The sequence below is a fragment of the Shewanella scandinavica genome (genome assembly GCF_031932065.1).
Classification (GTDB): Bacteria; Pseudomonadota; Gammaproteobacteria; order Enterobacterales; family Shewanellaceae; genus Shewanella; species Shewanella baltica.
In genome coordinates, this window is the sequence record NZ_JAUOES010000020.1 from 59,067 (window position 1) to 83,809 (window position 24,743).

The following is a 24,743-nucleotide window of genomic DNA, read 5'->3' on the forward strand; positions in this document are numbered from 1 at the left end:
TAATCAAAATGTCTTTATCTGACACGCAGTTACGTGCAATAAACGGCAAACCATATTTAGGGAAACCAGAGCTTGCAGACCGCGACGGCTTAAGCGTTCGCATTACCCCCGCAGGGACTATAACATGGCAGTATCGATTTAGGATTGATAATCAACCTGGGCGGCTAACCCTTGGTCGCTATCCTGATTTGAAACTAGCTGACGCACGGAAACTGATCCCTGAGCTACGTAACTCAGTGGCAAATAATATAGATCCACGTGTGTTTTGGAAACAGCGCAACACATTTGCGGGCCAGACAACCCTGAGGGATTGCTGTGAACAGTTTTTATCGGCACGAAGTGCAGCACTTAAGCCGGGCACTGTTGCTACGTACCAATCCTGTTTTAGAGCACATCTCTATGATGCCTTTGCTGATCGCAAAGTTGAAAGTATCACACTCGGCGAGTGGATAGATTTTTTCGATAAAAAGGCAATTCAGAGTCGAGTCACCGCAGGCGCGATACTCAAACAATTAAAGACGGTACTTAGCTGGTCCGTTCGCCGGCAAATGATATCGCTTGTTGATGTCCTTCAACTACGAGTCAGTGATGTGGGCTCCGCGCCCAAAGTCGGTTCGCGAGTACTCACCATTCTAGAGTGTGGCAAAATCATCCGTGAGCTTGATAAATGCCGCGCGACCAAAGCCGTAACCAATGCCATCAAGGCATGTTTACTAACGGGGGCGCGGATATCAGAAATATTAAAATCCAAACGGGCTGATTTTGATCTTGAATCGATGATCTGGACCGTCCCAATAAACAATAGCAAAACTAATTTGCCAATCCGAAGGCCAATCAGTCCCGCCTTACTCGACATATTGCAAGAACAGTGGAACCTCTATCACTCGCCATGGAGTTTTCCCGCAGCAAATGATCTTAAGCGCCCGGGCAACATCGCTTCAGTAAATAAGCTGGTCCGCGAGATCAAACCAAGACTCGAAATCCCTGACTGGCGTATTCACGATTTTAGACGCACATTATCGACCAGAATGTCAGAAGCTGGGGTGTTGCCCCATGTCACAGAGAAGATGCTAGGTCATCTACTCGGCGGGGTGATGGCGGTGTACAACAAACATGATTGGCTAGATGATCAAGCAGCCGCCTATGAACAATGGACAAATAAGCTGAAATTGGCAGCTCTAGGTGATAGCAAAATAGTCGTGTTAGAAAGAAGGGCATAGGCATGCTTGCCGCTGACCATTGGAAATGACTTACTTATTCAGTAAGTCAGTAGTGGTGCCAAGCCGCAGTAACGCTCCTTTATAAGGAGGTGCATTAGAGCTCAGATTGGTGTAAAACAAGGACGTCATGGAACTACAATTTTTAATCACGCGGGAACAATTAATCACAATCGCGGAAAGAATAGATTCAGCACGCATTACAAACCATGCGCGACTAGCTAAGCGGATGCATGCCCTTATCGTGCGTGCATTACTCCTATGGGTCCCGTTATTATCGCCGTTAATACTGTTTTATTTTTTCGTAGAAAGTCACACCCCAGAGACATATATCGCAATCGCAATATGTGCAATTGCTTACCTAATCGCGTGGAAATTGGTATTAAAAAACATCGCCGAAAATCAAGCTAGCAAATTTGCAGGTAAGATAACCACTCTGAATCCAACGATTGAAAACACAACCTTACAGAGCCTTGCGAGCCTAGAAGGGCGACACACAGTAACCGCAACAACCTCGACGCTAACGTTTACGTTCCCTAGCGGTACATCCATCACCACACCGTGGAAAAAGGTTTGTGCATTCAAGCAAGACGATGATTTTTATTATCTAACCGTCTGTAGGTTGATGATGTTTAAAGCCACTTATTTAGTCGCCAAAAATGGTGACACAACAGAAACCGCAGGCTATCAAGCAGGTTTAGAATACATAACGTCTCGGCTGCCGCCCGATAAAGTGGGGCGGTAAAACATCAAAATATCGGCAGAGTGATCTAACCCGTTCGCTTTGCCACTCACGCGATTGATCTTGCTCGCCCAGCCAAATCAGCCATTGTTAAAAGTCACATTTGAACTAACCTTAAAAACGATGAACTGATCGCTACAGCCTTCTATTCGCGGGCTGCTAGAAGCAGTTTTTCAGCTCATTAAAACGCTATGTCATCAATGACGATGTATAGCTTTGTTAGAATCGTCAATGGCCTAAGCTGGTTTGGAGCCATAGTCGCTGCGGTATCATTCATCGCGACAGTGGTCGCATGGATATCAACCGATGGTGTCTTGTTAATTGCCCAAATAGTACTGGTCGGCACAGGACTCGCCGCTATCATCGCTGATGCTGTAGCAGTAGGCACTAACTGCGGTAGTAAAGGCTGTAATGTCGAAGGCGATCAGTTAATGGCCTAACAGTCCATTAATAAATATCCAAAAATAAAGCCCCAAAAATGGGGCTTTATCTTAAGGCTTAATAACTCAATTCATGCCGCGACTTGCTGTTTTTCATCCCACTTATCGAGCGACGCTTTTAAGTAATGGCGGCCATTATGGATAGGAGCAGGGAAACCGTCGTTTCTCCGCCACTTCCAAAGCGTAGCTGATGAGCTAATCCGGTAGCGCGTCATGACTTCCTTAGTGGTAAGAAAGAGCGGCTCTTGCATTTGTTGAACCACGGTCGATTGGGTCGAAATCATCATTTACCTTCCTTTGCCAATTCCTCGGCGAGTCGTTTTAAAAATTGTTGGCAGCTGCCGGCTTGTTTGCGGGGCAGGGTGTACCACTGGCGCAAAGCGTCTTTGATCACTGCAGATTGCTTCATGCCGCTTCCTTGTCCTTTGGCGCGAAAAACAGCGCGACGGGGCCATCTTCTGTGTCGTGAATACTCAGCAAGAATGAGCCAGCCTTGTCGCAAACGGGGTGCCAATCGCTGATATCGTTATCACCCTCGTCAAAGTAGCGCTCGATCTGATGTTCAGTGGCATCGAGTTCAAACCAAATCGCCACAAACTCGCCGCCTTGGCGTGCCGCCCATGCTTCACACTCCACACGGGTCACACCTTCATCCCACTCGGGCAAATCTGGATGGGTCCAATAACCTTCTTCACGTTCTACAGTTGCTGCTTGTATTGGGTTCATACTGCTTCTCCTTGGCGCTGGGCTTGATATGTTTGCCATGCGGGCAAATCAGTGTTTGATACTCGCCAATCAAGCTCGCCAGCCTTGTCATAGGCCACTGAGCCGCCATATTGAGCACCCTCAAAAGTAAATGTCGCAGTGCAATACAGTTGTGGATATGCACCGTTAAACGCCGTGAAGATCAGATCAGGGCGCAGTGATAACAGTTGTTGCTTAAAGGCTTCGGCCTTAGCATTGTGTTCCGTGATGTCAGCTTGCTTTTGTGAATGGCACGCCGCGTTGCAATAAAACGCCTCGCCAATGCAGATCACCGCTTCAATGTCCGTCGCATTGCCTTCATCGTCTTCGGCTTTAATAGGGTTGCCGCAGTGGTAACAGGTAAAACACCAACCATCGGCCAGTAACACTTGATAAGGCACGTTGCTTTGCTCAGCGTATTGGTCATATTCAGGGCAGCGAGTCACTGACATATCATCTTCAAAGGTCAGATTTAGTTCGCCCGCACCTATGCGGCGAGCGGTGGCAGCATGTTGATGAAACACAATGCACGCGGCGCCCTCGCTATGTTCTTGTACTTGAAACGCTTTTATCTTGGGTGTGCTCATGCTGCTTCTCCTTTTATCCTGAGTTTTGATTCTGCGTTGAGTGCAAATACTTCGGCATCGGCTTGGCCGAAGTCGCTGCACTCGATGGCGTTAAAAGACTTACAAATGCCCCAGCCGTGGTAGTTGTTGGGGGTGTACTTCACTTCGATTTGTTGCTGATCGCACATCAAGGTGGAGTAGGGCTTGGATAACGTGACCACGCCCGTTTTAGTGCTGAACGCATTCATGCCGCCTCCTTGTTTTGGTTGTCGCTTGTTTGGCTGACTGGCGGGTGGCAGGGCAGGCGCATTGGGTGATATCGGTACGAATACACTATGGTGCGGTTAATGCCCTTAGCGAGGTTGGTTAAGCCGTTGCCCAAGGCTTGCCAATACAGACAATCTAACGCGCCCAGCGCCAGCGCGATTTTGATGCTATCGCCCGTTGTGGCCTTGAGTAACAGGCTTAACTTATGGCTGCGGTAATGATTTAACAGATGGCGAAACGCCGCTGATTGAGTCATTTAGGCCACCTGCTTCGGTTGCAAAGGGTCTGATTGCAAATGAGTTAATTGCAGCTTGGCCCAGTCGATGGCTTTAATGGCCTCGACCGTGGCGGCGATTTGCTCTAACTTCTTTTGCCCGCGCATAAAGTTCGACAGTTCAATCCCGTGGCGAGCCGCCGCGCGTTCTGCGGGTAGGGCGCTGGTGTAATGCAGCGTTAACGCGGCGATCACCTCGGGCGAACTAATGCGGGTAAGCGAAAGCAATAACGCAACGCGCTCTTGTGATTCAAAGCCCGGGAGTAAGTGGTTCATCATTCAAAATCCTCAATGCTTAAGCCCAACTCTTTAGCTAGTTTGATATTCTCGATGCGGCGGCGTTTATCCAAGCGAACTTTATCTTCAGCCGATATCCTCACGGACTGAATTACAGGTTCCTTTTCCAGCTGAAATCGTACTGCTTGTGTTTTAGGTGCAACTATTGATGGCGATGTGGTAGATGAGTTGGCGACTTTCATCACTTTTAGCTTTCGCGCTTTAGGTGCGTATTTAGCGCGTTTTTGCGCTTTGATACTTTCCTTATGCGCTTGGTAGTACGCCCTTGCCGCAATTTGCTTTGGGGTGAGTTGTTGATTCATGCTGCACCTCCGTTCCATGAGCGATTTTTACTTGCATCCCAGTGACAATAATCAATGAAGTTTTCAAAGCGATCGCCGTACTCTAAATAGCGCTGATAACGCTGTTGTGCCATTGTCTGTTTGCGGATCTTGCCAATGCCACCGTATTCAACCTCCCAAGTTGGGTGGCAATGACGAATAACGCCTGGCTTATCGTCGTCAAAGTTAACGCCAAGGTGATGGCCGCAATCTTTGATGATCACGCCAGCGCGGCCATTCACTTTAACTAAGCGGCCTATTTCGGCTGGAACAGCGTAATGCTGTTTGATGTAGTCAAATTGGCTCATGCTGATTTCCTTAACTTCTAACCAAGAAACGGTGCAAACCTTTGGCGGCACGAATGGCGACAGTGCGGTCGGTGGTAAACTTGCCACCGGGCAACATCCAACCTTCCTTAAACGCGACGATATGGCCAACGCCGATTTTGATATCGCTGTGTAGCGGTTTGTCATCAGTTAACATGCAGCTTTCCTTCTCTCGTCATCACACACCGCAGGGCTAAGCTGCGGCTTCGCCGTTAAACACCACCAGATTGATGATGGGTTTCTTGGTTTTTGGGTTCACCTTGTCCGAGAGCTTGTGATAGCGAATATGCACATCGCGGTGGGCTTCTTGGGTCATGGCTAACACGATATATTGCTGGCACAGCGCGGGCGTCGATAACGAATGCGACAGGCGTTGTGGCTTCATGGTTTCAAACAAGTGCTGCGCCATATCTTCCAACTTAGCTTGGTACTCGTCGGGGCTCAGTTGACGGCGGTTAGGGTGCACGCCTACTGAGGTGCTGCACTTTTTGGCCGCTTGATTTTTCGCTAAGGTCATGGACACGCCGTAAACAAAAAACATAATTGCCTCCAACAAGGTGAAACTGTCGCTGTTATCGTTACAGGGATATGGACCATCACCCCTTGGTTGCTTTGCCTTGGCTGTTTTGCCTAGATAGCCTAAATCGTGAATGTTCGCGGCGGCTCTAGTGCTTAGCGGCCGACCGGCGTGGCAGTTGTCATCGTGTGCAGCGGATGCACATTAGTGACGGCCATCGAGTCGTTACGCCACACCATCACCTTGCCGTACAAACCTTGTTGGGGCTCGGTGAAGCGCAGGCTGAAGTTGAGCCCGAGTTCGCCCGTGTGCCGAATAAACTGGCGGTAAAAGGCTGGGCTTGGGTGGTGATAGGCAAAATGCTTTACCAGCTCGGCGCAACGGGCTTGCACTCGTGGGCAATCCATCGGGTCGGTGTGGCCCTTGGCCAGCGCCATCAAGCAAGCAAAACGTATTGCAACCAGTAGACGAAACTCATCGCGTTGCTTAGGTGTGGTGTGAACTTTCGCTAGAATCATTTCCTTGTCCTCGGTAGTGGGCACAAGTGAAATATAACCTTGGTTAATTATCTGGTCAATAACTATGGTTAATTAATTTGGTTAATTTTAGTTATATGGTTTCATGGGCGACTTTTAACACCGAATAAGAGATTGATATAAGGAGGGTTATACTGGTGCTAGGTTAGGTAATGTTTGTAGGGGGAGGTTGATTGAGCTGTTATGCCCGAAAACTTGCTAGTACGTGGCCAGTTAATCGTAATCATACGAACGAGTTGTTCTTCAAATTATCATTACAAGTGACCGAAACTGGATAGTTACACAGTTGTATTCAAAAAAGCGCGGTTTTGAGGGATTTTTAGTCAATATGTGTGCACGATATCTCAATGCTGTAAAGATAAAGCTATTAGAATTTAATAGTTTAGATTTTATGTCGGTTAGATAATCGGTTTGGAAAACACACATGCGTGTTATGTGGATGGTGTATTTGATAAAAAGCTGGTAAGTTCTTTTTGTTACAAATAATTAACAGTCCGCGTTTTTACTAGTCTAATTAGTTAAACGCGTATGCGCACGAATAAAATGTTATATGCCACAAGGAGATTTGGCTTGTCGATTAAACTTCTAACTGAACGTTACCAACTTAATATCATTACTCCTTTTCATTTAAGCGTTAATGGCATCAATACATCATTGATGCGCTAATTGAAGGTTATGGTGCACGTAAAGGCATGCTAATCGTTAAAAATGCGAATACTGTTAAAGAAGTAAGAGATAAGATTGTAGCTTTGGGATATGGATATTCTTGTTTCGATATTAATGCCAATGACGTCGCTGAAGGTTTTCAAGAAGTGCTAGATGATTGGGGTAAAAGTGGGATATGACAATTTGCCTAAGCCGAAAAAAGCACGGCTTGGACAAATACTCACAGGGCTTCGCCCAACAACGTTCGCATTTGCTCCTTGGCAAAGCGTTAGCCTCACTATGGAGAGTTCATGGGAATTCTAGAAAAAGTATATAGTTTGATAGATAAAGGAAATGGAGTACTGGCATCGTATCGTTCTCCTCCACCAAACGTGATTGGTTTTCCAACTTGTGACTCTGGACTTTTTGCTACATGGAAAACACAATCGCTCTCTTTTCTAGAGAAACAATTTTCTTCTACAAGCCCGTACTATTTGGAATTCCAAGATAAGGTTAAAAAGGCTTACACCGGATCCATTAGGACGGGGATAGGGGTTCTAGAAGCCGTTAAGGAAGAAATAGAATCTGGTGAAATTAGCATAGCTACAGACACAAAGAGTCCTATTCAAATTATCGAAAATCTGTGTGATCGGTTTCACTTAGTAGCTAGGCAGCTTCGTGAGCGTTATAACGAAAGAGAAACAATGGACATTCAAGATGAATATGATGTTCAAGACCTATTTCATGCTTTGCTTCATCTTGAGTTTGAAGATATCCGTGCCGAAGAATGGGCTCCAAGTAATGCTGGTAAGTCCACGCGAGTAGACTTTCTTCTTAAACCTGAGCGGATTGTTGTAGAAATCAAAAAAACTCGTAAAGGGCTTGGCGCAAAAGAAGTGGGTAGCCAGCTAATTGAGGATATTCACAGATACAGTTCTCATCCAGATTGTGATGCTTTAGTTTGTTTTGTTTATGATCCAGATGGGCGGGTAGCAAATCCACGTGGATTAGAATCTGACTTAAATAAAGACACCGATGAGCTTGTGGTTAAAACATATATTCGGCCGTAAGGCTAACAAGCGCAGACACAGGGACAAATTTTCCGCTGCGCTCCAAATTTGTCCGTGCTGCGGGCGTTATAGGACTGGGTGATAAATCTGGTCTCGGTGAATAATTAAAAGGATGAGTTATGGATAACCTAAAAGTACATCTCGAAAACTGTTACGGTATTTCTTCATTAGATGAAAATTTTGATTTATCGAGTGCCGGAGGAAAAGCTAAAGCTTACTCAATCTATGCCCCAAATGGATTAATGAAAACATCGTTTTCTAGAACTTTTGATGTTTTATCCAAAGGCGAACAGCCAAAAGAAGAACGTTTTAATCGCCAACCTACTTATATTGTTAAAGTTGATAATGTTGATATACAAAAGGAACAAATATATGTTCTTAAGTCTGAAATAGAAATTAGCTCCGACAACGACGCCGTAACAAATATTCTTATTAATCAAGAAAGTAAAGCTAGATATGACTCATTAGTCTCAGATATTAACAAGTTGAAATCAAAGCTCGAAGTATCACTTCAGAAAAAATCAAAAATAAAAAAAGATGATATCGAAAATATACTGAAAAATGACTTTCAAACAGATGATTTTTCAAGGGCAATAGAGTTAGCAAAAGCAGTTGTCATTGGGGATGATCTAGAACGCTTTATTTATAATGAGATATTTGACCCTAAAGCTATTTCAATATTAGAGAGTCCGGAGTTTTTATCAAAGTCCAATGAGTTTAATCAACGGTATCAAGAACTCTTTGATCAAGCAGGAACAATTTATAGTCGCGGAATTTTTAACCCTGCAAAAGCTGATACTTCATTTAACACCTTAAATAAACAAGGGTACTTTGCCGGTGGGCATAAAGTTCACCTAAAAGGTGATGCCTCTTCAATTGATTACGAAGAACTTCAAGCAAAGATGAGGATTGTACATGAATCAATCGACAGTGATGCTGAGCTTAAAACATTAAGAGACAACTTGGCTAAAAATGCACAAACGCAAGCATTAATTACATTATTGGAAAATATTTCTGCAACAGAAGTTGATTTGCTTTTGCATAATACAAAACCAGAGAAACAAGCAGAGTTCAAGAGGAGTTTGTGGGCTTTTTATGTTCAAAATAGTCCAGATTCTGACGTATTTCTAGAGGCTTTCTCTGCCAGTCAGGCTGAGGTACGTCAAATCGAATTAGACGCTGCTATAGAAGCTCCGAATTGGTCTAAAGCTATAGAGCTTTTTAATAATCGTTTTGTCGATATGCCATTTACTTTGTCATTATTCAACCAAGTTGAAGCCGCTTTAGGAAGAGATAAAGCAAAATTAAAGTTCACGTTCAAAGATGGTAATGATCAAATAGACTGTACCAGAAGCGAAATAAAGTCTTTAAGCCAAGGGGAGAAACGTGCACTCTATCTTCTAAACTTTATCTTTGAAGTCGAAGATAGAAAAAGAAAATCAGTGGAGACTCTTTTTATTATCGACGACGTTGCAGATTCTTTCGACTACAAAAATAAGCATGCTATCGTTCAATACCTCGAGGATGTCTCTAAAATTGAACATTTCTCACAATTAATTCTGACTCATAATTTTGATTTCTTTAGAACTTTGGCAAATAACTTTGTTCATCGTGAAAGATGTTTAATGGCTAACAGAACTGAAAATGGTATAGAGCTTTCTCAAGCTGAAGGTATCAAAAACTACTTTATTGGAAAGTGGAAAAAAAACATAACTAATAGTGATTTCATTCTTTGTGCGTCAGTACCTTTTACAAGAAATTTAATCGAGTATATTAAAGGCGAAGCTGATCAAGATTACTTGAAGCTTACTAGTCTATTGCACTGGAAAGGAGATACAGCCCAAATTACTATTGGTGAGTATTATGGGATCTATAATCGGTTATTTGGTACAAATTACCCGACTAACGACGCAAACTCTTTCAAAGAGTTACTATTCAATAAAGCAAATGAGATTAATGGTAGGGGTAACCATGAGGGGCTTAATTTAGAAGATAAAGTAGTTTTATCGATAGCTATTAGAATGAGATCTGAAATTTTTCTTATCGAAGAAATGCGAAAAATAAAATCTGATGATACTTATTGGTGTCAATCACTGAATCAGTTTGGTGCTTTAATAAAGTTATACACAACAGAATTACCTGATAGTCAAGCTATCAGAACCCTAGAGAAGGTTAGCATTACTGTTAGCTCTAATATTCATCTTAACTCTTTCATGTATGAACCTATATTAGATTTGACTATCGAACACTTAATTGCATTGTATAGAGAAATTTTAGAGTTAGAGTCTGCAGTGCCAGTTCCTCAAGAAGGCGAACCAGCCCTATAACAAGGTCATTAAATTCGCGCCCTACGCTCGCAAGCTCGTGCGATTTATGGCGGCGTTATGCATAAGTGAGCCATCGGAGTTTAATATGGATGAAAAATATATTTTCGGTTTGGTTGGTATCGTTCTTGGTTCTTTGTTAAGTGCAATATTCGCTGTTGTCAGGGATCTGTATACGGAAAACAGAGCGAAGAAAAAGGAAGCGGAGTATTTGGCAATCCGTATGATCTGCATCTTTGATTTTTTCATGGAAGGGTGCGCATCGGTCGTTGGTGATGATGGCTTATATCATGGTCAAACAGATGCCGAGGGGTACTCAAGGATTCAAGTAACTCCGCCACAACTTGATGTTCAGCTAGATGATGTGAATTGGAAGTCATTTCCCCCTGAATTAATGTATGAGATTCTTTATTTTCCAAATCTTATAAAAGACGCCGAGAGCTATATTAGCAGCACGTTTGAAAATGCAGCATCTCCGCCAGATTACAGTGAAGGTTTCGAAGAAAGACAATATCAATACTCCAATCTTGGGATAATGGCCTCTGAGTTAACTACAAAACTAAGAGAGAAATACAAAATCCCAAAAAGTCATATTTATAGCTGGGATATAGTTGAATATATGAATAATGAGAAAGATAAAATAGACCAGCTTCGCTTAAAGCGAGAGGCGGCACACAAAACTATGTTTGCCACAGTAAATGCATAACAAGAAAATTAAAAACCGCTCCACTTCGTTGCGCTGGACGTCTTTGACGATCCGCCTTTTATGTGAGCATTATGTTTAAAGGATATATATGGCTGACATCTACAAAAAAAGATTTGAAGAATTGAATCAACAAATGGACATAGTTTTTTCCTCAAAAAGTACCAAATATGACTCATATTCAGGAAAAAACGAAACAGATATCGAATCAAACACTCTGCTTGAATGGAAGGTCAAAGCTAAAAATCTTTTATCTAAAGCTTGTGGTATAGATTCTGAACATTTTAAAGAATTTGAAAAGCATCAGGAAACCGGTATTTATGGCACATATTTAAATACATTTGAGAGACTTAGAGCAATATTCATTGCAGCCAGAGAAGATTATGAGGGTGGTTATTTGAAAACCACTCGCACTCTTATCCAAGCTGAATTATTTGATTCTGAATTAGAACAAGCCAGAGCTTTATTTTCTGCTGGTTACAAATCAGCTGCTGCAATTGTTGCAGGCGTAGTGTTAGAAAACTCTCTACGCGAACTTTGTGATCGTTCTGATATACAGCATGCCAAATTGGATAAAATGAATGCAGATCTTGCTAAAATCGGTATATATAACGTTCTTACTCAAAAAAGATTAACGACTCTTGCAGGAGTTAGAAATTCCGCTGCGCATGGGAAGTCAGATGAATTCAAAGACAGAGATGTTGAAGATATGATTAGAGATGTAGAACGATTTATTAGTGAGCAGTTATAAAAATTAAACATAACAAAGTTTTAATGTCGGATGGCACTACGTGCCACCGCATAAAACGAAGTTACATGCTTTAGTTGCTAATAGAATGGTTAATCCGAAGAAGGGCCATTTTGGGGATTAAATTGCTTTTACAACAGTACTGAATACCAAAACACTTTGCCGATCACTTTGATCTGTTTGACTTGCTCGGCATCGAGGCGTTCGTCTGGATATTCGTCCGTGTTGTAGCTGCGAAGGCGTAGCCCACCACCGGGTAATTTATACAGCACTTTGATACGTAGCATACCATCGTGGTTCACTGCGTACATTTTGCCGTCGATCACATCGGTGGCTGACGTATCAACACCCACTGTTGAGCCGTGGGGTAATATGGGCTCCATGCTGTTACCGTTCACTTTGACACAGGCCGCATAGTCGCTATTCACACCTTGACGTTTAAGGGTGCTCTTAGTGAAGCGCAGTTTTGGCCCTTTAAATTCACGGCAATCGAGAATGCCATCCCCTGCGGCTAGCTCTACTTCCATGTAAAACGGTATTTCAACTTCATCTTCCCCTAATGGGGTATCACTATCCCATATCTCAAATCCGCCAGCCCATTCAGCATTGGATTCAATTCTGTTGGCTGCCTTAGCTTTGGCACCTTCTTCGCCATATTGAAGCTCTTCGGCGGTGCAACGCAAAGCGGCCGCTATGTTCAGCAGCTTTCCAGTCGTTTTAACTTTACCGGAGACCAGTTTATGTACCATGACTTGAGAAATGTCCGCTCGTTCGGCTAACTCTTTTTGAGTCATGCCTATGGCTTCCATTCTGTCACGTATGTTTTGGGCAAGTGTTTTCATTGGTTAAGTATATTACCTAGGTTATATATGGCAACTAACCAAAGTTATTGACTTGAATTAACCATAGTTATATTGTTACTGTGTTTCATTCACTTTGGAGTCATTATGAAAAAAGCCGCAGCCATAGATCACTTTGGTTCACAAGCAAAGCTCGCGGCCGCTATTGGCGTGTCTCAAGCCGCCATTTCGAAGTGGCCTGTAGACGTTCCCGAACTCCGCGCTTATCAAATCGAACGGTTAACTGGTGGTGAACTCAAGGCGACTGAGTTGCCGTTAATGAGCCCTGAGCATGCCGCTTAATAGTGAACCGTTCTAACACGTTAACAGAGAGAGGCTTATTAGCATGAAAACCCATTCACGTAAAAAAGATAGCCGTTTGAATTTATTGATGAAAACGATTCATCGGGTGTTGGAGTTACCCAAGATGACGCGCTTTGCGCTGGCGATAGATTTTGTTGCGGCAGTTGAGCGCCTCGGGCTGAGTGAGGTACTGGCGGCGGAGGGGATTAGCTTTGCGAGCAGTCAAGACGTGCACAACGATGCGCGGATCAATGCGCAAAAGCTGTTCCGTTGGCTTGGCCAGTACGAGGGCCAACATCCGCAGGCTGATCGCTTGTTTCATGTTGAACAGGCACTGGTGGCGGCATTGCCTGAGCATTTGCGGGTGCAGTATCTCAACGATGTATTTGGTTGCACTGGGGTGACGGTGATTGCCGACCGTATGAATGATGGCCATGTGTTGCATGTTGCCGATATGGCGGCATCGCTCACCAAAGAGAACGCCGAGGCGCAAGTGGCGGTGATCCATTTAGGTCCGGCGCCGAAGCGCGAGCAGTTAGTGGCGGCGCACCGCGAGTTAAAAGAGTCGGCGGCAACCACGCAAGCGAGTATGGCAGCGTTAGAGCTGGCGTACCCGTATTTAGCGAGTCATGGCGGTAAGGCGGCGCAATTCGCGGCCGAGAAGTGACAGCTATGCAGCAATCGAACCTGAACATCAATGTTATCGCCAGTGCTAAGTCCGAGTTGCACCAGCAGTTGATCCGCTTGGGCGACATGATCGGCGACGGTTTGCATTTAGAACCCGATGGCAAATGGATTGCGAAAGAGTATGTAAAAGTGGCGCGGGCGTTAGGTTATCGGCCTAAACGGGCGGATCACAGCGCACAGATTAATGCGGTGATGCTTAAGCGGGTGGCTGATGTGCCGTGTGGCCAGTGCGGTTTGGCTTTAAAACAAACCAAGTCGGGCTCGAAACGCGCCGTGTGTGCCAATGGGCATAAGTGGCAGTTGTTGAAATGAGTTGTTGAAATGACTTGTTGGAATAAAAGAAGGAGTGAATGACATGTTCACAAATCAGTTAAGTGATAACTGGGCGCGTAAAAAGTGCCGTTATCAAATTGCCCGCCACAGTTTGGCGACCGATGCGGGCTTGATACCTAAGATGAAGTGAGGGCATAACGATGTTTGATCCTGAATGCTTAATTTGTTGTTTGGAGGGCGGCGCCGCGTGTTCGGTGCATGGGCAAGTTAGCCGTGATGATAGGCCCGCCGTGGCCGCGCTTACCGAAATGGAAACCGCGCAAGTGACGTTACTCATGATGCAAGCAAAGCAGTTAATGCTTAAGGCGATGGCGCTTAAATCTAAGCCGAACATGCCTAATCGCACTGGGCCTAATAGCACTCAGCCTAACGTCAATGAGCTTAGCGCGGCAACCTCTGAACGGGCCCCGTTAAGTGGCGTGAACATGGGCAAAGACATTGCCTGTTTTCATGGGCATACCACGGCGGAGTTGTTTAAGCGAACGCAGGTGGGCCGAATGGTTGAGGTGTTAAGGAGCTGCGATGAATTGCAGCATAGTCGCCCCGAGCGTTGGGCGGTTATCGCGACCGACATCGTGGATAAGGCGTTGCTGGGCAGTGGTAAGCAGTTGTTGCTGCCAACGGTGAGCATCGATTGGATTATGAATTATCTGCTGATGGAAGAACAACGCGCGGAACGTTCTATTGCGCTATTGGCGGAGGATGTAGGCGCGAGTGATGCGAGTGCAACTAATGTGAATGCCGCTGATATGAGTGCAATAGCGAAAAGCCGCAACGTGCACATTAAACGGTGTGATTTTTTTAGCCAGTTGCGCAGTAACTTGGCGCACAAGGTTTACTTGCTTGGCAGTGAAGGCGAGCGAGCGGAGGGCAACGGGGCGCATTGCCGTTGACCCGTTGCTGTAGACATAAGAAAGCCCGCTGAAGTTTTGGCGACCGATGCGGGCTTAATGCCAGAGAGGTAGGCAATTGCATGTTACTGAAATACGGCGTTGTGGTCAAATTTTGACCTTTGGTCGAGTGGTTAGGGATTCAGTTTAATGTGTGAAGCAGGTGCCGCTGAGCCGTTTCATGATCGCAGCTGATTGCTTCGACATAGACGAAATATTCTGCTTGAGCGGTTTGGTTGAAAACGAAATAACCACCGAGTACATCAAGCGGTCCAAAGAGGATGTGGTCAATTTCAAAGCATTTGGGATTGTAAATATCCATGACGCTGATGTTGTCGGTATCCAGTTCTACGGCAATGCGGCTGCGGTTTTTACTTATGCCGATAACGGTTCCATGTGTCTGTCGGGGCATTTAAACGTCCTGTTTAAAGTCGATTGTAAATAAGAAAGCCCGCTGAAGTTTTGGCGACCGATGCGGGCTTAATACCTAAGTGAGGCAATATTATGTTACTGAAGCATAGAGTTTGCGTCAATTCGAGTTTGTGGGTTGCTCCGTTTGGGGGTGACTTATGAGTATGGAATTGATGGTAAAAGCGATGAAGGCCAAGGTGGGTAATCCACTGCGCAAGCTGGTGTTGATCAAGCTTGCCGATAACGCCAATGACCAAGGCGAATGCTGGCCGAGTTACGAGTATATTTCGCAGGCTTGTGAGATAAGCGAGCGGTCGGCGATTAACCACATTAACGCGCTGGTTGACGTCGGACTGGTGCGCAAAATTACCCGCAAGAGTGAGCATAAACGCAATACATCCAACCTGTATATTTTGGACTTTTCATCGTGTGTTCTGAGTGATAAACCTGCGCAAACCCTACCTTTTACTGAGGGTGCAGCAAATTCACCCCTAGAAAATATTGGGGGTGCAGCAGATTCACCCTTAGCCAATTTTGAGGGTGCAGCAAATGCACCCATGGGTGCAGGAGATTCACCCTCTGAGGGTGCAGGAGCTGCACCCAGAATCTATCACTCTTTTGAACCTATCAAAGAATCTTTAAAAGACTCTTGTCCAGCAACGAGTGCTAAGTCGGTTTTCAATGCGTTTTTCAAAGCGTATCCCGCCCATCGCAAAGGCGGCTCGGATTCGGCTGCGTGGAAAGCGTGGAAGGCCGAAAAGCTGACCGATGCTGATTGCGTGTTGGCGGTGACGTGGTTGAAGGAGGCTGCGGCGCTGGATACGAGTTGGGGCTTTAGCGCTAACGGCCAGTTTGTGCTCGGCATTACCAAGTTTATCCGCGAACGCCATTGGTTAACGCCGTTGCCAAGACCAATGGCAACGGCGGTTGGGCAAGTGGATTGGAGTTATGCGGTGTATGACCCAGAGGACCCCTTGATATGACTGCCAATCAAAATGCGAGCATGAAATCACTGCAGACCTTAATCCGCCAGCCGCTGGTTGGGCAGGGCGCACGGGTGACACAACCTGAGCCGACGGCGATGGACATGGCGATTGTGGACAGCGTGTTTAGCAAGTTGCGGGTGTTGTTCCCTGTGAGTGCGCCGCGGCCTGAGGACGAAGCGACCCACAAAGCCGAGTGGCTTAAAACTCTGGCGGCGCAGGGGATTGCCAGCCGCGAGCAAGTGCAAGCGGGGCTGAATCGCGCCAGACGCGAGCAGGGCGATAGGCAGTTTTGGCCGACACCGCGCCAGTTTGCGCTGTGGTGCCAACCTACGGCCTGTGATTTAGGGCTGCCCAAGTTGGAAGCGGCATTCAAGGAGGCTGCGCGCCATTACCATCACCCTGACAAACATACGTGGAGCCATGATGTAGTGCGTTTAGCGGTGCGCGAGACGGGCAGTTGGATGTTTGCCACAGGGCTTGAAAAGGATGTGTTGATGACGTTTGAGCGCAATTACAAAGTGCTATGCCGCCGCTTTAGCCGTGGCGAGTTGACCGATGTGGAGTTGCCTAAGGCATTACCTGAAACGGTAACGCGACCCACAGAGGCGGCAAAGGCCAAATCAATTATTGCCAATTTACGAACCAACCTTGGGCTTAAGGGGGCAAACGATGGCGAATAAACCTCTGACACAGCGCGAACGTTTGATGCGCATCATCACAGGCAAACGGTTTTGGACCCTGTTTGAAATCCAGCAAGAAAGCTTTAACCGCTTTGGGGTTCACGATAGCGAGACAGCCTTAAGTGCGCGGTTTCGGGATATGCCGATGAACCAGCGGGTAAAGCGCATACGCTCGGGCACCCATCACACCTTTGAATATCGGTTGGAGGGCTAGATGGCGCAGGTGATGACAGCAACAGGCGTAGAGCAAGGCAAGTTAAACGATGCAGTATTGCGCCGTTGGTTGCGGGCAGGGATAACGCGGGACTTTCGGGATACGCAGTTTCCGGCGGTGCGGTTACGGGCCTCGACCGATAGACGCCAAGCCTCGGTGTATTTAGTGATGAACGAAGCAGGCAAAACCGTGTGGCAAAAACAGGGCGTATGGCCAGTGATGTGCTTGAAGACCTTTTTAACCGAGTTACCCAGTTTGCTCGCCAAACGCAGCATGGGCCAAGCGGTAATCAGCAACGAGTTTGCCACGGTCGCGCAATTACTGGCGTGGTTTGTCACCCATGTGGAATGCAACCGCACCTTAAGCAACAGCTGGCGCAGTAACTGTAAATCGTTAGTGAGGAAACATCTCAGCGGCTGCTTTGGTGAGTTACCGCTCAATGAGCTGAACTTTATTGCGGTGGACAGTTATTTAATCAAACCCATGTTGGCGCAAGGCTATTCGGCTAATTACATCAAAGCCGCGGTAAAGGTGTTGAAACGGGCGTTATCGGTTGCGGCCGATTTACGGGTGTTAGACACCAATAGCTTGGCGGGGTATCGGGTGCAAATGAGTTTGAAGATGCCGCCATTGGTGGGCACGCAGTTAAGCGAGTCGGATGTGGGGCCGTTATTCAGCGCATTGCGAAATGCAGCAAGACCGGTGGCGATGCTGTTTGTGTTAATGCTGATGTTCGGTACCCGCATAGGTGAAACCCGTTTAGCACGTTGGGACCACTTTGCCGGCGATTATTGGTTTATTCCTGCCGAGAATGCCAAGAACCGCCAAGAGCACCGACTGCCCATGACGCCCACTGCCAAGAAACTCATTACCCATTACGCCCAGTGGCAATACACCCATGTGGGCAAGCGGGCGTTTTTGTTCCCAGGTGAGGTAGGGCCGGTGAGCATTCGCACCGCGCAGTATTGGAGTGAGACGATTCGGTTTAAGGCGTTTACATCGCATGCACTGCGCAAACTGTGCCGCACCATTATTGCCGACATGGGGGTAGATACCATGGTGGGTGAGCGGATTTTGAATCACACCTTGCCATTGCTGCTACGCACTTACGTCAACAGCACCTTAGATAAGGGCATGTTGATGGCGTTGGATGCCTACCACGCACACTTAATCACACTGGGGTTTGATGATGTGGCGCCCGAGATTATGCGCCAATCGACCACTGAGCCGAGCGAGCCAGACGAGCCAATGTTAGTGGGGTGGTTATGACGCTAACAATGACAATAACAAAAACAATCACAAATAAAACGAGTGGGTTATGGACTTCACGCAGGAGGATTTATGGCTAATCGCGCCGCGGATGTATTGAAAGTAGGGCGCCGTTTACGGGGCATGACCCAAGACGAAGTGGCTGAGATTTACGGCATTAGCCGCAACACTTACCAACGTTGGGAAAATGGCCGTACTACTGCGCCCTATGACGATGTGACATCGATATGCCTTGATGTGTTTAAGCTTTCGATTGAGAAGATAAATGAGGTGGCCAATGGGCTTTAGCGATGAACCCGAGCAGAGGATGAACATTAAGGCGTTGCGGTTAGGGTTATATCGCTGGGGCCGTTATTGGGTGCACCAAGAGTTGGGTAAGGGGTTTTCAAACCGCAGCGCCTGCGACCGTTTAGGCGAAGCGCTGGGCGGCGGCCACTTAAAGCACGAACTCAACGTGCCTGCCCACGTCGCCCATTTTGACCACCTTGTTGAGCAGTTATCCATAAACTGTAAACGCGCCATTCGCGCCCATTACCTGTGTAAAGAGCAGTGGGCCTTAATGGGATTTGACAGCAAAAAGTCTTACATCTTCTGGCTAAGAAAAGCCGAAATGGCATTGCTAGATAGGATGAATTAGAAAGAACGCCCTCTTACGAGGGCTGGCGGGTTAGCCGGTTGTCCACCAAGACTGCTAACCCGTTGACCGGATTTTATCAAATATGCAGACAGATACCTATGCAAACTCATTCGCTATTAAATGATGCACTGAGCTTAGGTGTGAGCTCTATATTGATCACAATGAAACTATGCTTTTACAAATGATTGTTTTGTGGATTTATCGTTCTGGTGCTCTTGCCACAATACGCCTTTATGCATTTGTTTGGGCAAAACGCCAGTTACCCCCAAGTGCTTTATTACTTAGAATTTATAACTTATCTAATGGACTCGTTGTCCCTGCGTAATGTTGGCCAAGCACATGGGTGTAGATTTGTGTAGTACTAACGTCATTATGACCAAGTAGCTCCTGAACACTTCTGATATCACTGCCCGATTGAAGTAGATGGGTTGCAAAGCTATGTCTAAATGTATGGCAGGTAACACGCTTAGTTATTTTGATGTTATGCACCGCATTGCCGAGCGCTTTACGAATAACACTCTGATGAAGATGATGCCTGCAAAGCGTTCCTGTATAAGGATTAATACAGGTTGTGGTTGAAGGGAAAATGAACATCCATCCGTGTTGCTTAAAGGCATTAGGATACTTACGCTCTAACGCATTGGGTAGGGAAGGGCCGATCCCTTGTTGGTTGTCACGGTGTTGAATCTCCATTGCCTTATTAATATATGCTGCGAGTTTAATGGCACATTTATGGCTGAGGATTGTTTGTCTATCTTTATGACCTTTACCATCCCTCACAGTCAACGAAGCTTGTTCAATATCAATATCTTGGATACGTAACCTGAGGCATTCTGAAACTCTAAGTCCACTACCATAGAGTAGTTCTATTATTAGCCTATCGCGGCCATCAAGCTCATTTAGTATTAGTGAGATTTCTGAAGGGGATAACACAGTAGGTAAATAACGCTGTTTTGTGGCATAGCAAAAACCTAAATTTCCAAGCTCATGATGCAAATGTTTCTGGTACAAATAGGCTAACGCGTTCAGTGCAATTTTTTGAGTGTTGATAGCCACATTCCGTTGATTGGCAAGGAAGGTTAAGAATTGTGCGACCTCCTCTGTTCCCATCGTTTCAGGATGACGCTTGTGGTGAAAGTTAATGAACGCCTTTATCCAATACAGGTAGGATTTTTCTGTTCTAATACTGTAACCACGCATGCGCATTTCTTCTTGAACACCGCTTAAAAAAGGGCTTTTTATACTCATGATAGCAATCCTTGTGACACTGTTTATATGTACAGTATTATTTAGAAATCGCTGAAATCAAGGAAGATTGTAAAATTTTTTGCGCGTTTACACTTATGAATTCCCATGTATTTTAATAATTATCAATGGCTTATATTTTAACGGTTCGAGTTAATAGGTTTGGAAAACGCGCATGCGCGTTTTTCCAGATGGTGTATTTGAAAAAAAGCTGATAAGTTCCTTTTATTACAAGTAATTAACAGTGCGCGTTTTTACTGGTCTAATGAGGTAAATGCGCATGCGCACTAATAAAATGTTGAACTAAGCCGCTGCGCGGAGCCTAAAGCGAACCACTGCTCCACACTTACTCCTAGGGATAATCCCTCACCTAGGAGGTCTACCATGTCATCACTTCTGCAACAATTCCATGATGAGATTAGTTTACGTGGTTACTCGGCCCGTACACGCAGTGCTTATCTGCGTGCCATCACCCAACTGCAGCACTATGCAAACCAACCGCTCGATAGCATTACGGATGAGCAGCTTACGGCTTATTTTCGTTATTTAAATCTTGAGCGACATCATTCCAGAGCCACCTTAAAGTTACAGCTTAATGGCATTCATTTTCTCTATGAACATGTCCTAAAACGTGACTTTACGGTTCAGTTGAGTTTACCTAAACGTCCACACAAGCTGCCGCAATTGCTGAGTTGCCAAGATATCGCGGCACTGCTGTATCACTGTCAAAACCTGAAACAACGCGCTATGTTGGCGCTGTGTTATGGTTGTGGTTTGCGTGTCAGTGAGTTAACCCATATTAAGGTTGCTGATATCGATGGGCAGCGGCAGTTGCTCAAAGTGTGTCAAGGGAAAGGGGCCTGCGACCGCTGGGTGATACTCTCACCGACTTTACTCACCCTGTTGCGTCAGTATTGGCAAGCGTATCATCCCGTCGAATGGTTGTTTGCCTCGACCTATCATGATGTGGTTTATCCGCTGCATGAGTCGACCTTTCGTAAAGCGTTAGCGAAGGCGGCCCGCTTAGCGAGTATCACTAAGCCATGCAGTCCACACAGCCTAAGGCATGCTTATGCGACCCATCAATTGCAAGCGGGTATGCCCCTTCATCAATTACAGGCCCAACTTGGGCATCACAGTATCAAGTCTACTGAACGCTACTTGCATTGGTCGCCGGAATTGGGTCATCAAGGCTGTGACTTGCTAGCAAGTCTTGGGGGGATGCCATGGCAACCTCCTACCATGTAAGCGATATCCTTCATCAGCACTTAGCCCACTATCAACAGCAGCATAAACTGACCGAACAACAAGCCTTAGTCTGCCAGCATATTCAACAGTGTCGCACGCAAGCCTTAGGTATACAGCAATGGCGTTGTGATACTTGCCAGTATGAGCAGCAGGTGTTTTGCTCCTGTGGTGACCGGCATTGCCCTCGTTGTCAGGGAAGGCAGACGCAAGCGTGGATTGCAGCGCAGCAGGCGCAAGTCTTGCCTTGCCGCTATTTCCATTTGGTCTTTACCTTACCCCACGAGTTGAACATCTTGGCGCACTACGCTGCCAAGCCGTTATACAGCGCCCTGTTTGAGTCTGTGTGGCAGACGCTTGCGCAGTTTGGCATGAAACGGAAACACCTTCAGGGTCAATTGGGTTGCACTATGGTATTGCATACGTGGGGGCAAACCTTGAGTCAGCATATTCACTTGCATTGCTTAATCCCGGGTGGGGTGCTGACGTCAGCGGGAGATTGGCATAGCGTGAAAACGGATTATCTGTTTCCGGTTAGAGCCTTGTCCACCGTATATCGGGCCAAGTTATTACGGGCGCTGCGACAACATGAGCTGGCTATCCCTGCGGCTGAAACCTTAATGGCAAAGCCGTGGTGTGTTTACAGCAAAGCGTGTCTGAGCCGCGCCGAAACCGTGGTGGAATATCTCGGGCGTTATACCCGTAAAGGCATGCTGCATGAATCAAGAATTGCAGAAGTGACCGCAGAGCATGTCAGTTTTCACTACAAGGATTATCGTGACGGTCAGCAGCATAAGCAAATGCGGCTAAGTTGTGATGAGTTTATCCGCCGTTACTTATTGCATGTGTTGCCCAAAGGGCTGATGCGAGTGAGACATTTTGGTTTTCTCGCCAATGCTTGCCGCCGCAAAAAGCTCGCGCTCATCCAGCGGCAATTACGTAAGCCGCAGGTGGTATTGGCGAGTCCTTTGGTTAAGAAGGACTGTTTGTGGTCATGTCCGCAATGCCAGTTAGGTCATTTGCAGTTTATTGGGCTGATAAGACTGCAGAAATTAGTGATGATTAACAACCAAAGTCAGCCAGTACGTCTGTCAGGATAACCACTCCCTCAAGACGTAGCGTAACCGACAGCGAAAGCAGCCTGCCTTATGGGATTAAGCCGATGAGGGGATAGGGTGTGAGTGTCAGTCTGAATCTGGAGCCAAAATGCGGTCAACCAAGGTCAAAAATCAGTCGAAAGTGAGCGTAAAAGAATGAGAAAGCTAAAACGATATCAAGTGATTACCCATCAAACTGTATAAAAAACCGCTACCGCAAAAAAGCAAATTCCTATAGCATCATTCATACCCATTTTACACGGATGTGGCAGCGGCCAAGTCCAACAAGCGATTTATGCCCTGCAAACAGCGCAGCGCATAAATACTAAGACGTTAACTGTCATCAGGAAGGCTCGTGCTAAAACTATATAAATTTACGGACGCGAAAAAAGAATATTGGGAAACATGGGATAACGATGATGGTTCCCATACTGTTCATTGGGGTGAGCTCGGAACAACTGGGCAATCCAAAGAAGTAAAAGGTTCACTTCTAAAGAAACCAGAGAAAATCATCCAGAAAGAAGTAGATGAGATGGTATCAAATGGCTTTCGACCTATCGAAGAAGAATATACTCTTTTAATCGAGTATGAAGTTGAAGGCATGGGTACCAAAGAAGATGTCGAGAAGCGTCATCGTCTTCAAGACCGCATGAGTGAAACTTTAGGCTGGGCAGGTTTAGGCAATTGCGATGGCGGTAGCATTGGCAGTGGCACAATGGAAGTTTGTAACTACGTCGTTGATTTTGAAGTCGCCAAATCTGTAATTGAAAAAGACCTTAAAGGTACAGAGTTCGAGAATTATACTCGTATATACCATGAAGAAGCCGAGTAAACAGTTAACAAAGCTATCAAATTGACGGTTTTTCCGTCGCTTGTTTTGTGGCTTAACGCTACGCTACCACAAAGCAATCAACTCCAAAGCCGCAATTTATAGCGGCGTTATGTGCCTTCCAAATATCGAGTCTAGCTAAGAGAAAATTGATGAGTCCTGAATTAATAGATCAACTGCTACATTACGGTGGAATAGCGTTTCAGGTCTTTGGCGCGACCTCTATTTTGGGAATAATCGGTTTTCTTACTGCTTACTATGCATTTCCCCCTAATCTTTCAATTGAGGAGGTAAAGGACAAGGCAAAGCACAATTTTGAATCTCGGCTTGTTCTAAAAAATATTGGGAAAATGCCAGCATTCAATATAGTCGTGGATGTGTCACAAATGAACTTCGTCATGGGTGGTATGAACATGACAAATATGAACGCCACCGATTGTGGTGCGCCCATCACTAAGCTGGCATCGGGAGAAAAAACAGAAATTCAGGCAGTGCCTCATGTTGGAATGCCCGTCGGGACTAGTCTTCAGTCCTGTGATTATAAGCTAAAGCTAAAGTATGAGTTCCGCTTACCATTTTACAAAACAATTATAGAAAAGCACTATTACGTTGAGTTGAGAAATTCAAGAGAAGAGTTTACATGGCAAGTTTCAATGCGATAGCACATAACAAACGCGTCAAATGCGACGCTCGTACCTCGCGCGCTTTACGCGGGCGTTAAATTTAGGTAGCTCATGGACGTACATTTCGAACAAATCGAAAAAGCACTTAGCCAAAACCTTTATTATTTGGCCCTTCATTCAGTACTTGCTTTGCCAAGTATATGTGGTGCGATGGAATCAGAAAATGGAAAGGATAGTGGTAATAAATATCGAGCTTGGTTTGATGCTTGGGTATCTCAAAAATACTATCATCCTCCGATGGGTAAAATCACAGTGACGGGCGGGGTGTGTTATTCCTTCAGAAACGGAATGTTGCATCAAGGTCGTAACAATCATAAAGACCTAAGCTTTAGTAAAATTACGTTCACTGAGCCAGGAAGCCCCATTAGTATTCATAATGGGGTTATGAATGATGTTTTGTGTCTGGATCTGGAGCGCTTTTGTAATGACGTTATTGATGGCGCGAGGGCATGGCTTGATTCCGTGAAAGACGAGGAAAACTTCAAAAATAATTACTCGCATTATATGCAAAGGTATCCAAATGGGATCTCTCCAGTTGGTCAAGGCTTTCCAATGATCGGATAAAAATTTAACAAACGGCTGCACCGGACAAATTTCCGCTGTCACCTTTTGTGCAAAAATACGCACAAAAGCCGCCATCAAAAATTTGCTCGGTGAGC

General features: G+C 45.7%; 38 protein-coding genes. 23 read left to right on the forward strand and 15 right to left on the reverse strand.

Annotation, left to right across the window (positions count from 1 at the left end):
• The first annotated feature begins 8 nt into the window (after positions 1-8).
• The 3 genes from Q4Q50_RS16395 to Q4Q50_RS16405 all read left to right on the forward strand — a co-directional run bounded on the left by Q4Q50_RS16395 (position 9) and on the right by Q4Q50_RS16405 (position 2,399).
• Complete coding sequence (locus Q4Q50_RS16395; protein WP_311900245.1) at positions 9-1,220, forward strand: tyrosine-type recombinase/integrase; 1,212 nt, start codon at positions 9-11, stop codon at positions 1,218-1,220.
• A 127-nt stretch (positions 1,221-1,347) separates the two neighbouring features.
• Positions 1,348-1,962 (forward strand): hypothetical protein, encoded by a 615-nt coding sequence (locus tag Q4Q50_RS16400; RefSeq protein ID WP_311900247.1) that lies wholly within the window; start codon positions 1,348-1,350, stop codon positions 1,960-1,962.
• A 188-nt stretch (positions 1,963-2,150) separates the two neighbouring features.
• Positions 2,151-2,399 (forward strand): hypothetical protein, encoded by a 249-nt coding sequence (locus Q4Q50_RS16405; protein ID WP_311900249.1) that lies wholly within the window; start codon positions 2,151-2,153, stop codon positions 2,397-2,399.
• A gap of 71 nt (positions 2,400-2,470) precedes the next feature.
• Here Q4Q50_RS16405 and Q4Q50_RS16410 read toward each other — a convergent pair whose 3' ends face one another.
• The 12 genes from Q4Q50_RS16410 to Q4Q50_RS16465 all read right to left on the reverse strand — a co-directional run bounded on the left by Q4Q50_RS16410 (position 2,471) and on the right by Q4Q50_RS16465 (position 6,228).
• Complete coding sequence (locus tag Q4Q50_RS16410; RefSeq protein ID WP_311900251.1) at positions 2,471-2,686, reverse strand: helix-turn-helix transcriptional regulator; 216 nt, start codon at positions 2,684-2,686, stop codon at positions 2,471-2,473.
• Positions 2,683-2,808, reverse strand: a complete 126-nt coding sequence (locus tag Q4Q50_RS16415) for a hypothetical protein (RefSeq protein ID WP_012089916.1) — start codon at positions 2,806-2,808, stop codon at positions 2,683-2,685. Before Q4Q50_RS16415 ends, Q4Q50_RS16410 begins: the two co-directional genes overlap by 4 nt.
• Positions 2,805-3,125 (reverse strand): hypothetical protein, encoded by a 321-nt coding sequence (locus tag Q4Q50_RS16420; RefSeq protein ID WP_311900253.1) that lies wholly within the window; start codon positions 3,123-3,125, stop codon positions 2,805-2,807. Before Q4Q50_RS16420 ends, Q4Q50_RS16415 begins: the two co-directional genes overlap by 4 nt.
• Complete coding sequence (locus Q4Q50_RS16425) at positions 3,122-3,730, reverse strand: hypothetical protein (RefSeq protein ID WP_311900255.1); 609 nt, start codon at positions 3,728-3,730, stop codon at positions 3,122-3,124. The genes Q4Q50_RS16420 and Q4Q50_RS16425 overlap by 4 nt, the downstream gene beginning before the upstream one ends.
• Entirely contained in the window at positions 3,727-3,957 is a 231-nt protein-coding gene (locus tag Q4Q50_RS16430) for a hypothetical protein (RefSeq protein WP_311900257.1), read from the reverse strand. The genes Q4Q50_RS16425 and Q4Q50_RS16430 overlap by 4 nt, the downstream gene beginning before the upstream one ends.
• Entirely contained in the window at positions 3,954-4,232 is a 279-nt protein-coding gene (locus Q4Q50_RS16435; RefSeq protein ID WP_311900258.1) for a hypothetical protein, read from the reverse strand. The genes Q4Q50_RS16430 and Q4Q50_RS16435 overlap by 4 nt, the downstream gene beginning before the upstream one ends.
• Entirely contained in the window at positions 4,233-4,526 is a 294-nt protein-coding gene (locus Q4Q50_RS16440; protein WP_311900260.1) for a hypothetical protein, read from the reverse strand. It lies immediately after the preceding gene.
• Positions 4,526-4,849, reverse strand: coding sequence for a hypothetical protein (locus Q4Q50_RS16445; protein ID WP_311900261.1), 324 nt, complete (start codon positions 4,847-4,849; stop codon positions 4,526-4,528). The genes Q4Q50_RS16440 and Q4Q50_RS16445 overlap by 1 nt, the downstream gene beginning before the upstream one ends.
• Entirely contained in the window at positions 4,846-5,175 is a 330-nt protein-coding gene (locus Q4Q50_RS16450) for a hypothetical protein (protein ID WP_311900262.1), read from the reverse strand. The genes Q4Q50_RS16445 and Q4Q50_RS16450 overlap by 4 nt, the downstream gene beginning before the upstream one ends.
• A gap of 10 nt (positions 5,176-5,185) precedes the next feature.
• Positions 5,186-5,350, reverse strand: a complete 165-nt coding sequence (locus Q4Q50_RS16455; RefSeq protein ID WP_311900263.1) for a hypothetical protein — start codon at positions 5,348-5,350, stop codon at positions 5,186-5,188.
• Between the two features lie 36 nt (positions 5,351-5,386).
• Entirely contained in the window at positions 5,387-5,734 is a 348-nt protein-coding gene (locus tag Q4Q50_RS16460; RefSeq protein WP_311900264.1) for a hypothetical protein, read from the reverse strand.
• Positions 5,735-5,865: 131 nt separating this feature from the next.
• A complete protein-coding gene (locus Q4Q50_RS16465; RefSeq protein WP_311900265.1) occupies positions 5,866-6,228 on the reverse strand; it encodes a hypothetical protein in 363 nt (120 codons plus the stop codon).
• Positions 6,229-6,938: 710 nt separating this feature from the next.
• Between Q4Q50_RS16465 and Q4Q50_RS16470 the strand changes: the two genes are divergently transcribed.
• The 5 genes from Q4Q50_RS16470 (at position 6,939) to Q4Q50_RS16490 (ending at position 11,739) form a co-directional block, all read left to right on the forward strand.
• Positions 6,939-7,091, forward strand: a complete 153-nt coding sequence (locus tag Q4Q50_RS16470) for a hypothetical protein (protein ID WP_311900266.1) — start codon at positions 6,939-6,941, stop codon at positions 7,089-7,091.
• Positions 7,092-7,202: 111 nt separating this feature from the next.
• Positions 7,203-7,961, forward strand: coding sequence for a PD-(D/E)XK nuclease domain-containing protein (locus Q4Q50_RS16475; RefSeq protein WP_311900268.1), 759 nt, complete (start codon positions 7,203-7,205; stop codon positions 7,959-7,961).
• Between the two features lie 119 nt (positions 7,962-8,080).
• The gene (locus tag Q4Q50_RS16480) at positions 8,081-10,288 is read left to right on the forward strand and encodes an AAA family ATPase (protein ID WP_311900270.1); all 2,208 of its coding nucleotides are present in this window, start codon (positions 8,081-8,083) and stop codon (positions 10,286-10,288) included.
• Between the two features lie 85 nt (positions 10,289-10,373).
• Positions 10,374-10,991: a hypothetical protein gene (locus Q4Q50_RS16485; RefSeq protein WP_311900272.1), complete on the forward strand. Its 618-nt coding sequence runs from the start codon at positions 10,374-10,376 to the stop codon at positions 10,989-10,991.
• Positions 10,992-11,079: 88 nt separating this feature from the next.
• Positions 11,080-11,739, forward strand: coding sequence for a hypothetical protein (locus tag Q4Q50_RS16490; protein ID WP_311900274.1), 660 nt, complete (start codon positions 11,080-11,082; stop codon positions 11,737-11,739).
• Positions 11,740-11,867: 128 nt separating this feature from the next.
• Here the strand turns inward: Q4Q50_RS16490 and Q4Q50_RS16495 are convergent, their stop codons facing one another.
• The gene (locus Q4Q50_RS16495) at positions 11,868-12,578 is read right to left on the reverse strand and encodes an XRE family transcriptional regulator (RefSeq protein ID WP_028760244.1); all 711 of its coding nucleotides are present in this window, start codon (positions 12,576-12,578) and stop codon (positions 11,868-11,870) included.
• 105 nt (positions 12,579-12,683) lie between these two features.
• On the opposite strand from Q4Q50_RS16495, the gene Q4Q50_RS16500 reads away from it, so the two are divergent.
• From Q4Q50_RS16500 to Q4Q50_RS16515, 4 genes are all read left to right on the forward strand, one after another.
• Entirely contained in the window at positions 12,684-12,878 is a 195-nt protein-coding gene (locus Q4Q50_RS16500; RefSeq protein ID WP_012089452.1) for a Cro/CI family transcriptional regulator, read from the forward strand.
• Between the two features lie 43 nt (positions 12,879-12,921).
• On the forward strand, positions 12,922-13,545 hold the full coding sequence (locus Q4Q50_RS16505) for a toxin YdaT family protein (RefSeq protein WP_311900278.1): 624 nt from the start codon (positions 12,922-12,924) through the stop codon (positions 13,543-13,545).
• 5 nt (positions 13,546-13,550) lie between these two features.
• Positions 13,551-13,877, forward strand: a complete 327-nt coding sequence (locus tag Q4Q50_RS16510; RefSeq protein WP_311900280.1) for a hypothetical protein — start codon at positions 13,551-13,553, stop codon at positions 13,875-13,877.
• Between the two features lie 161 nt (positions 13,878-14,038).
• Positions 14,039-14,791, forward strand: a complete 753-nt coding sequence (locus Q4Q50_RS16515) for a hypothetical protein (RefSeq protein ID WP_311900282.1) — start codon at positions 14,039-14,041, stop codon at positions 14,789-14,791.
• A 139-nt stretch (positions 14,792-14,930) separates the two neighbouring features.
• Here the strand turns inward: Q4Q50_RS16515 and Q4Q50_RS16520 are convergent, their stop codons facing one another.
• The gene (locus Q4Q50_RS16520; protein WP_311900283.1) at positions 14,931-15,200 is read right to left on the reverse strand and encodes a hypothetical protein; all 270 of its coding nucleotides are present in this window, start codon (positions 15,198-15,200) and stop codon (positions 14,931-14,933) included.
• A gap of 157 nt (positions 15,201-15,357) precedes the next feature.
• On the opposite strand from Q4Q50_RS16520, the gene Q4Q50_RS16525 reads away from it, so the two are divergent.
• From Q4Q50_RS16525 to Q4Q50_RS16550, 6 genes are all read left to right on the forward strand, one after another.
• Complete coding sequence (locus Q4Q50_RS16525; protein WP_311900284.1) at positions 15,358-16,182, forward strand: helix-turn-helix domain-containing protein; 825 nt, start codon at positions 15,358-15,360, stop codon at positions 16,180-16,182.
• A complete protein-coding gene (locus tag Q4Q50_RS16530) occupies positions 16,179-16,865 on the forward strand; it encodes a replication protein P (protein ID WP_311900286.1) in 687 nt (228 codons plus the stop codon). The genes Q4Q50_RS16525 and Q4Q50_RS16530 overlap by 4 nt, the downstream gene beginning before the upstream one ends.
• A complete protein-coding gene (locus Q4Q50_RS16535) occupies positions 16,855-17,079 on the forward strand; it encodes a hypothetical protein (protein ID WP_012088970.1) in 225 nt (74 codons plus the stop codon). Before Q4Q50_RS16530 ends, Q4Q50_RS16535 begins: the two co-directional genes overlap by 11 nt.
• Complete coding sequence (locus Q4Q50_RS16540) at positions 17,080-18,348, forward strand: tyrosine-type recombinase/integrase (protein WP_311900287.1); 1,269 nt, start codon at positions 17,080-17,082, stop codon at positions 18,346-18,348.
• A gap of 72 nt (positions 18,349-18,420) precedes the next feature.
• Positions 18,421-18,636 (forward strand): helix-turn-helix transcriptional regulator, encoded by a 216-nt coding sequence (locus Q4Q50_RS16545; RefSeq protein WP_006082023.1) that lies wholly within the window; start codon positions 18,421-18,423, stop codon positions 18,634-18,636.
• Positions 18,626-18,985, forward strand: a complete 360-nt coding sequence (locus Q4Q50_RS16550; RefSeq protein ID WP_311900288.1) for a hypothetical protein — start codon at positions 18,626-18,628, stop codon at positions 18,983-18,985. Before Q4Q50_RS16545 ends, Q4Q50_RS16550 begins: the two co-directional genes overlap by 11 nt.
• Positions 18,986-19,273: 288 nt before the next feature.
• Here the strand turns inward: Q4Q50_RS16550 and Q4Q50_RS16555 are convergent, their stop codons facing one another.
• Positions 19,274-20,233 (reverse strand): integron integrase, encoded by a 960-nt coding sequence (locus Q4Q50_RS16555; protein ID WP_311900289.1) that lies wholly within the window; start codon positions 20,231-20,233, stop codon positions 19,274-19,276.
• A 381-nt stretch (positions 20,234-20,614) separates the two neighbouring features.
• Between Q4Q50_RS16555 and Q4Q50_RS16560 the strand changes: the two genes are divergently transcribed.
• The 5 genes from Q4Q50_RS16560 to Q4Q50_RS16580 all read left to right on the forward strand — a co-directional run bounded on the left by Q4Q50_RS16560 (position 20,615) and on the right by Q4Q50_RS16580 (position 24,648).
• Positions 20,615-21,478 (forward strand): tyrosine-type recombinase/integrase, encoded by an 864-nt coding sequence (locus tag Q4Q50_RS16560; RefSeq protein ID WP_311900291.1) that lies wholly within the window; start codon positions 20,615-20,617, stop codon positions 21,476-21,478.
• Complete coding sequence (locus tag Q4Q50_RS16565; RefSeq protein ID WP_311900292.1) at positions 21,457-22,575, forward strand: IS91 family transposase; 1,119 nt, start codon at positions 21,457-21,459, stop codon at positions 22,573-22,575. The genes Q4Q50_RS16560 and Q4Q50_RS16565 overlap by 22 nt, the downstream gene beginning before the upstream one ends.
• A gap of 352 nt (positions 22,576-22,927) precedes the next feature.
• Complete coding sequence (locus tag Q4Q50_RS16570) at positions 22,928-23,404, forward strand: hypothetical protein (RefSeq protein ID WP_261271644.1); 477 nt, start codon at positions 22,928-22,930, stop codon at positions 23,402-23,404.
• A 149-nt stretch (positions 23,405-23,553) separates the two neighbouring features.
• Positions 23,554-24,063 carry a hypothetical protein gene (locus Q4Q50_RS16575; RefSeq protein WP_311900293.1) on the forward strand — a complete coding sequence of 170 codons (510 nt, stop codon included), beginning with the start codon at positions 23,554-23,556 and terminating at the stop codon, positions 24,061-24,063.
• A gap of 72 nt (positions 24,064-24,135) precedes the next feature.
• Positions 24,136-24,648 (forward strand): hypothetical protein, encoded by a 513-nt coding sequence (locus Q4Q50_RS16580; RefSeq protein ID WP_311900294.1) that lies wholly within the window; start codon positions 24,136-24,138, stop codon positions 24,646-24,648.
• Positions 24,649-24,743: the final 95 nt, after the last annotated feature.

What these genes read in the sequence shown, in the direction of transcription:
- Q4Q50_RS16395 (WP_311900245.1), top strand. Translation starts at nt 9, where the DNA reads ATGTCTTTATCTGACACGCAGTTACGTGCAATAAACGGCAAACCATAT.
- Q4Q50_RS16400 (WP_311900247.1), top strand. Translation starts at nt 1,348, where the DNA reads ATGGAACTACAATTTTTAATCACGCGGGAACAATTAATCACAATCGCG.
- Q4Q50_RS16405 (WP_311900249.1), top strand. Translation starts at nt 2,151, where the DNA reads ATGTCATCAATGACGATGTATAGCTTTGTTAGAATCGTCAATGGCCTA.
- Q4Q50_RS16410 (WP_311900251.1), bottom strand. Translation starts at nt 2,686, where the DNA reads ATGATGATTTCGACCCAATCGACCGTGGTTCAACAAATGCAAGAGCCG.
- Q4Q50_RS16415 (WP_012089916.1), bottom strand. Translation starts at nt 2,808, where the DNA reads ATGAAGCAATCTGCAGTGATCAAAGACGCTTTGCGCCAGTGGTACACC.
- Q4Q50_RS16420 (WP_311900253.1), bottom strand. Translation starts at nt 3,125, where the DNA reads ATGAACCCAATACAAGCAGCAACTGTAGAACGTGAAGAAGGTTATTGG.
- Q4Q50_RS16425 (WP_311900255.1), bottom strand. Translation starts at nt 3,730, where the DNA reads ATGAGCACACCCAAGATAAAAGCGTTTCAAGTACAAGAACATAGCGAG.
- Q4Q50_RS16430 (WP_311900257.1), bottom strand. Translation starts at nt 3,957, where the DNA reads ATGAATGCGTTCAGCACTAAAACGGGCGTGGTCACGTTATCCAAGCCC.
- Q4Q50_RS16435 (WP_311900258.1), bottom strand. Translation starts at nt 4,232, where the DNA reads ATGACTCAATCAGCGGCGTTTCGCCATCTGTTAAATCATTACCGCAGC.
- Q4Q50_RS16440 (WP_311900260.1), bottom strand. Translation starts at nt 4,526, where the DNA reads ATGAACCACTTACTCCCGGGCTTTGAATCACAAGAGCGCGTTGCGTTA.
- Q4Q50_RS16445 (WP_311900261.1), bottom strand. Translation starts at nt 4,849, where the DNA reads ATGAATCAACAACTCACCCCAAAGCAAATTGCGGCAAGGGCGTACTAC.
- Q4Q50_RS16450 (WP_311900262.1), bottom strand. Translation starts at nt 5,175, where the DNA reads ATGAGCCAATTTGACTACATCAAACAGCATTACGCTGTTCCAGCCGAA.
- Q4Q50_RS16455 (WP_311900263.1), bottom strand. Translation starts at nt 5,350, where the DNA reads ATGTTAACTGATGACAAACCGCTACACAGCGATATCAAAATCGGCGTT.
- Q4Q50_RS16460 (WP_311900264.1), bottom strand. Translation starts at nt 5,734, where the DNA reads ATGTTTTTTGTTTACGGCGTGTCCATGACCTTAGCGAAAAATCAAGCG.
- Q4Q50_RS16465 (WP_311900265.1), bottom strand. Translation starts at nt 6,228, where the DNA reads ATGATTCTAGCGAAAGTTCACACCACACCTAAGCAACGCGATGAGTTT.
- Q4Q50_RS16470 (WP_311900266.1), top strand. Translation starts at nt 6,939, where the DNA reads ATGCTAATCGTTAAAAATGCGAATACTGTTAAAGAAGTAAGAGATAAG.
- Q4Q50_RS16475 (WP_311900268.1), top strand. Translation starts at nt 7,203, where the DNA reads ATGGGAATTCTAGAAAAAGTATATAGTTTGATAGATAAAGGAAATGGA.
- Q4Q50_RS16480 (WP_311900270.1), top strand. Translation starts at nt 8,081, where the DNA reads ATGGATAACCTAAAAGTACATCTCGAAAACTGTTACGGTATTTCTTCA.
- Q4Q50_RS16485 (WP_311900272.1), top strand. Translation starts at nt 10,374, where the DNA reads ATGGATGAAAAATATATTTTCGGTTTGGTTGGTATCGTTCTTGGTTCT.
- Q4Q50_RS16490 (WP_311900274.1), top strand. Translation starts at nt 11,080, where the DNA reads ATGGCTGACATCTACAAAAAAAGATTTGAAGAATTGAATCAACAAATG.
- Q4Q50_RS16495 (WP_028760244.1), bottom strand. Translation starts at nt 12,578, where the DNA reads ATGAAAACACTTGCCCAAAACATACGTGACAGAATGGAAGCCATAGGC.
- Q4Q50_RS16500 (WP_012089452.1), top strand. Translation starts at nt 12,684, where the DNA reads ATGAAAAAAGCCGCAGCCATAGATCACTTTGGTTCACAAGCAAAGCTC.
- Q4Q50_RS16505 (WP_311900278.1), top strand. Translation starts at nt 12,922, where the DNA reads ATGAAAACCCATTCACGTAAAAAAGATAGCCGTTTGAATTTATTGATG.
- Q4Q50_RS16510 (WP_311900280.1), top strand. Translation starts at nt 13,551, where the DNA reads ATGCAGCAATCGAACCTGAACATCAATGTTATCGCCAGTGCTAAGTCC.
- Q4Q50_RS16515 (WP_311900282.1), top strand. Translation starts at nt 14,039, where the DNA reads ATGTTTGATCCTGAATGCTTAATTTGTTGTTTGGAGGGCGGCGCCGCG.
- Q4Q50_RS16520 (WP_311900283.1), bottom strand. Translation starts at nt 15,200, where the DNA reads ATGCCCCGACAGACACATGGAACCGTTATCGGCATAAGTAAAAACCGC.
- Q4Q50_RS16525 (WP_311900284.1), top strand. Translation starts at nt 15,358, where the DNA reads ATGAGTATGGAATTGATGGTAAAAGCGATGAAGGCCAAGGTGGGTAAT.
- Q4Q50_RS16530 (WP_311900286.1), top strand. Translation starts at nt 16,179, where the DNA reads ATGACTGCCAATCAAAATGCGAGCATGAAATCACTGCAGACCTTAATC.
- Q4Q50_RS16535 (WP_012088970.1), top strand. Translation starts at nt 16,855, where the DNA reads ATGGCGAATAAACCTCTGACACAGCGCGAACGTTTGATGCGCATCATC.
- Q4Q50_RS16540 (WP_311900287.1), top strand. Translation starts at nt 17,080, where the DNA reads ATGGCGCAGGTGATGACAGCAACAGGCGTAGAGCAAGGCAAGTTAAAC.
- Q4Q50_RS16545 (WP_006082023.1), top strand. Translation starts at nt 18,421, where the DNA reads ATGGCTAATCGCGCCGCGGATGTATTGAAAGTAGGGCGCCGTTTACGG.
- Q4Q50_RS16550 (WP_311900288.1), top strand. Translation starts at nt 18,626, where the DNA reads ATGGGCTTTAGCGATGAACCCGAGCAGAGGATGAACATTAAGGCGTTG.
- Q4Q50_RS16555 (WP_311900289.1), bottom strand. Translation starts at nt 20,233, where the DNA reads ATGAGTATAAAAAGCCCTTTTTTAAGCGGTGTTCAAGAAGAAATGCGC.
- Q4Q50_RS16560 (WP_311900291.1), top strand. Translation starts at nt 20,615, where the DNA reads ATGTCATCACTTCTGCAACAATTCCATGATGAGATTAGTTTACGTGGT.
- Q4Q50_RS16565 (WP_311900292.1), top strand. Translation starts at nt 21,457, where the DNA reads ATGGCAACCTCCTACCATGTAAGCGATATCCTTCATCAGCACTTAGCC.
- Q4Q50_RS16575 (WP_311900293.1), top strand. Translation starts at nt 23,554, where the DNA reads ATGAGTCCTGAATTAATAGATCAACTGCTACATTACGGTGGAATAGCG.
- Q4Q50_RS16580 (WP_311900294.1), top strand. Translation starts at nt 24,136, where the DNA reads ATGGACGTACATTTCGAACAAATCGAAAAAGCACTTAGCCAAAACCTT.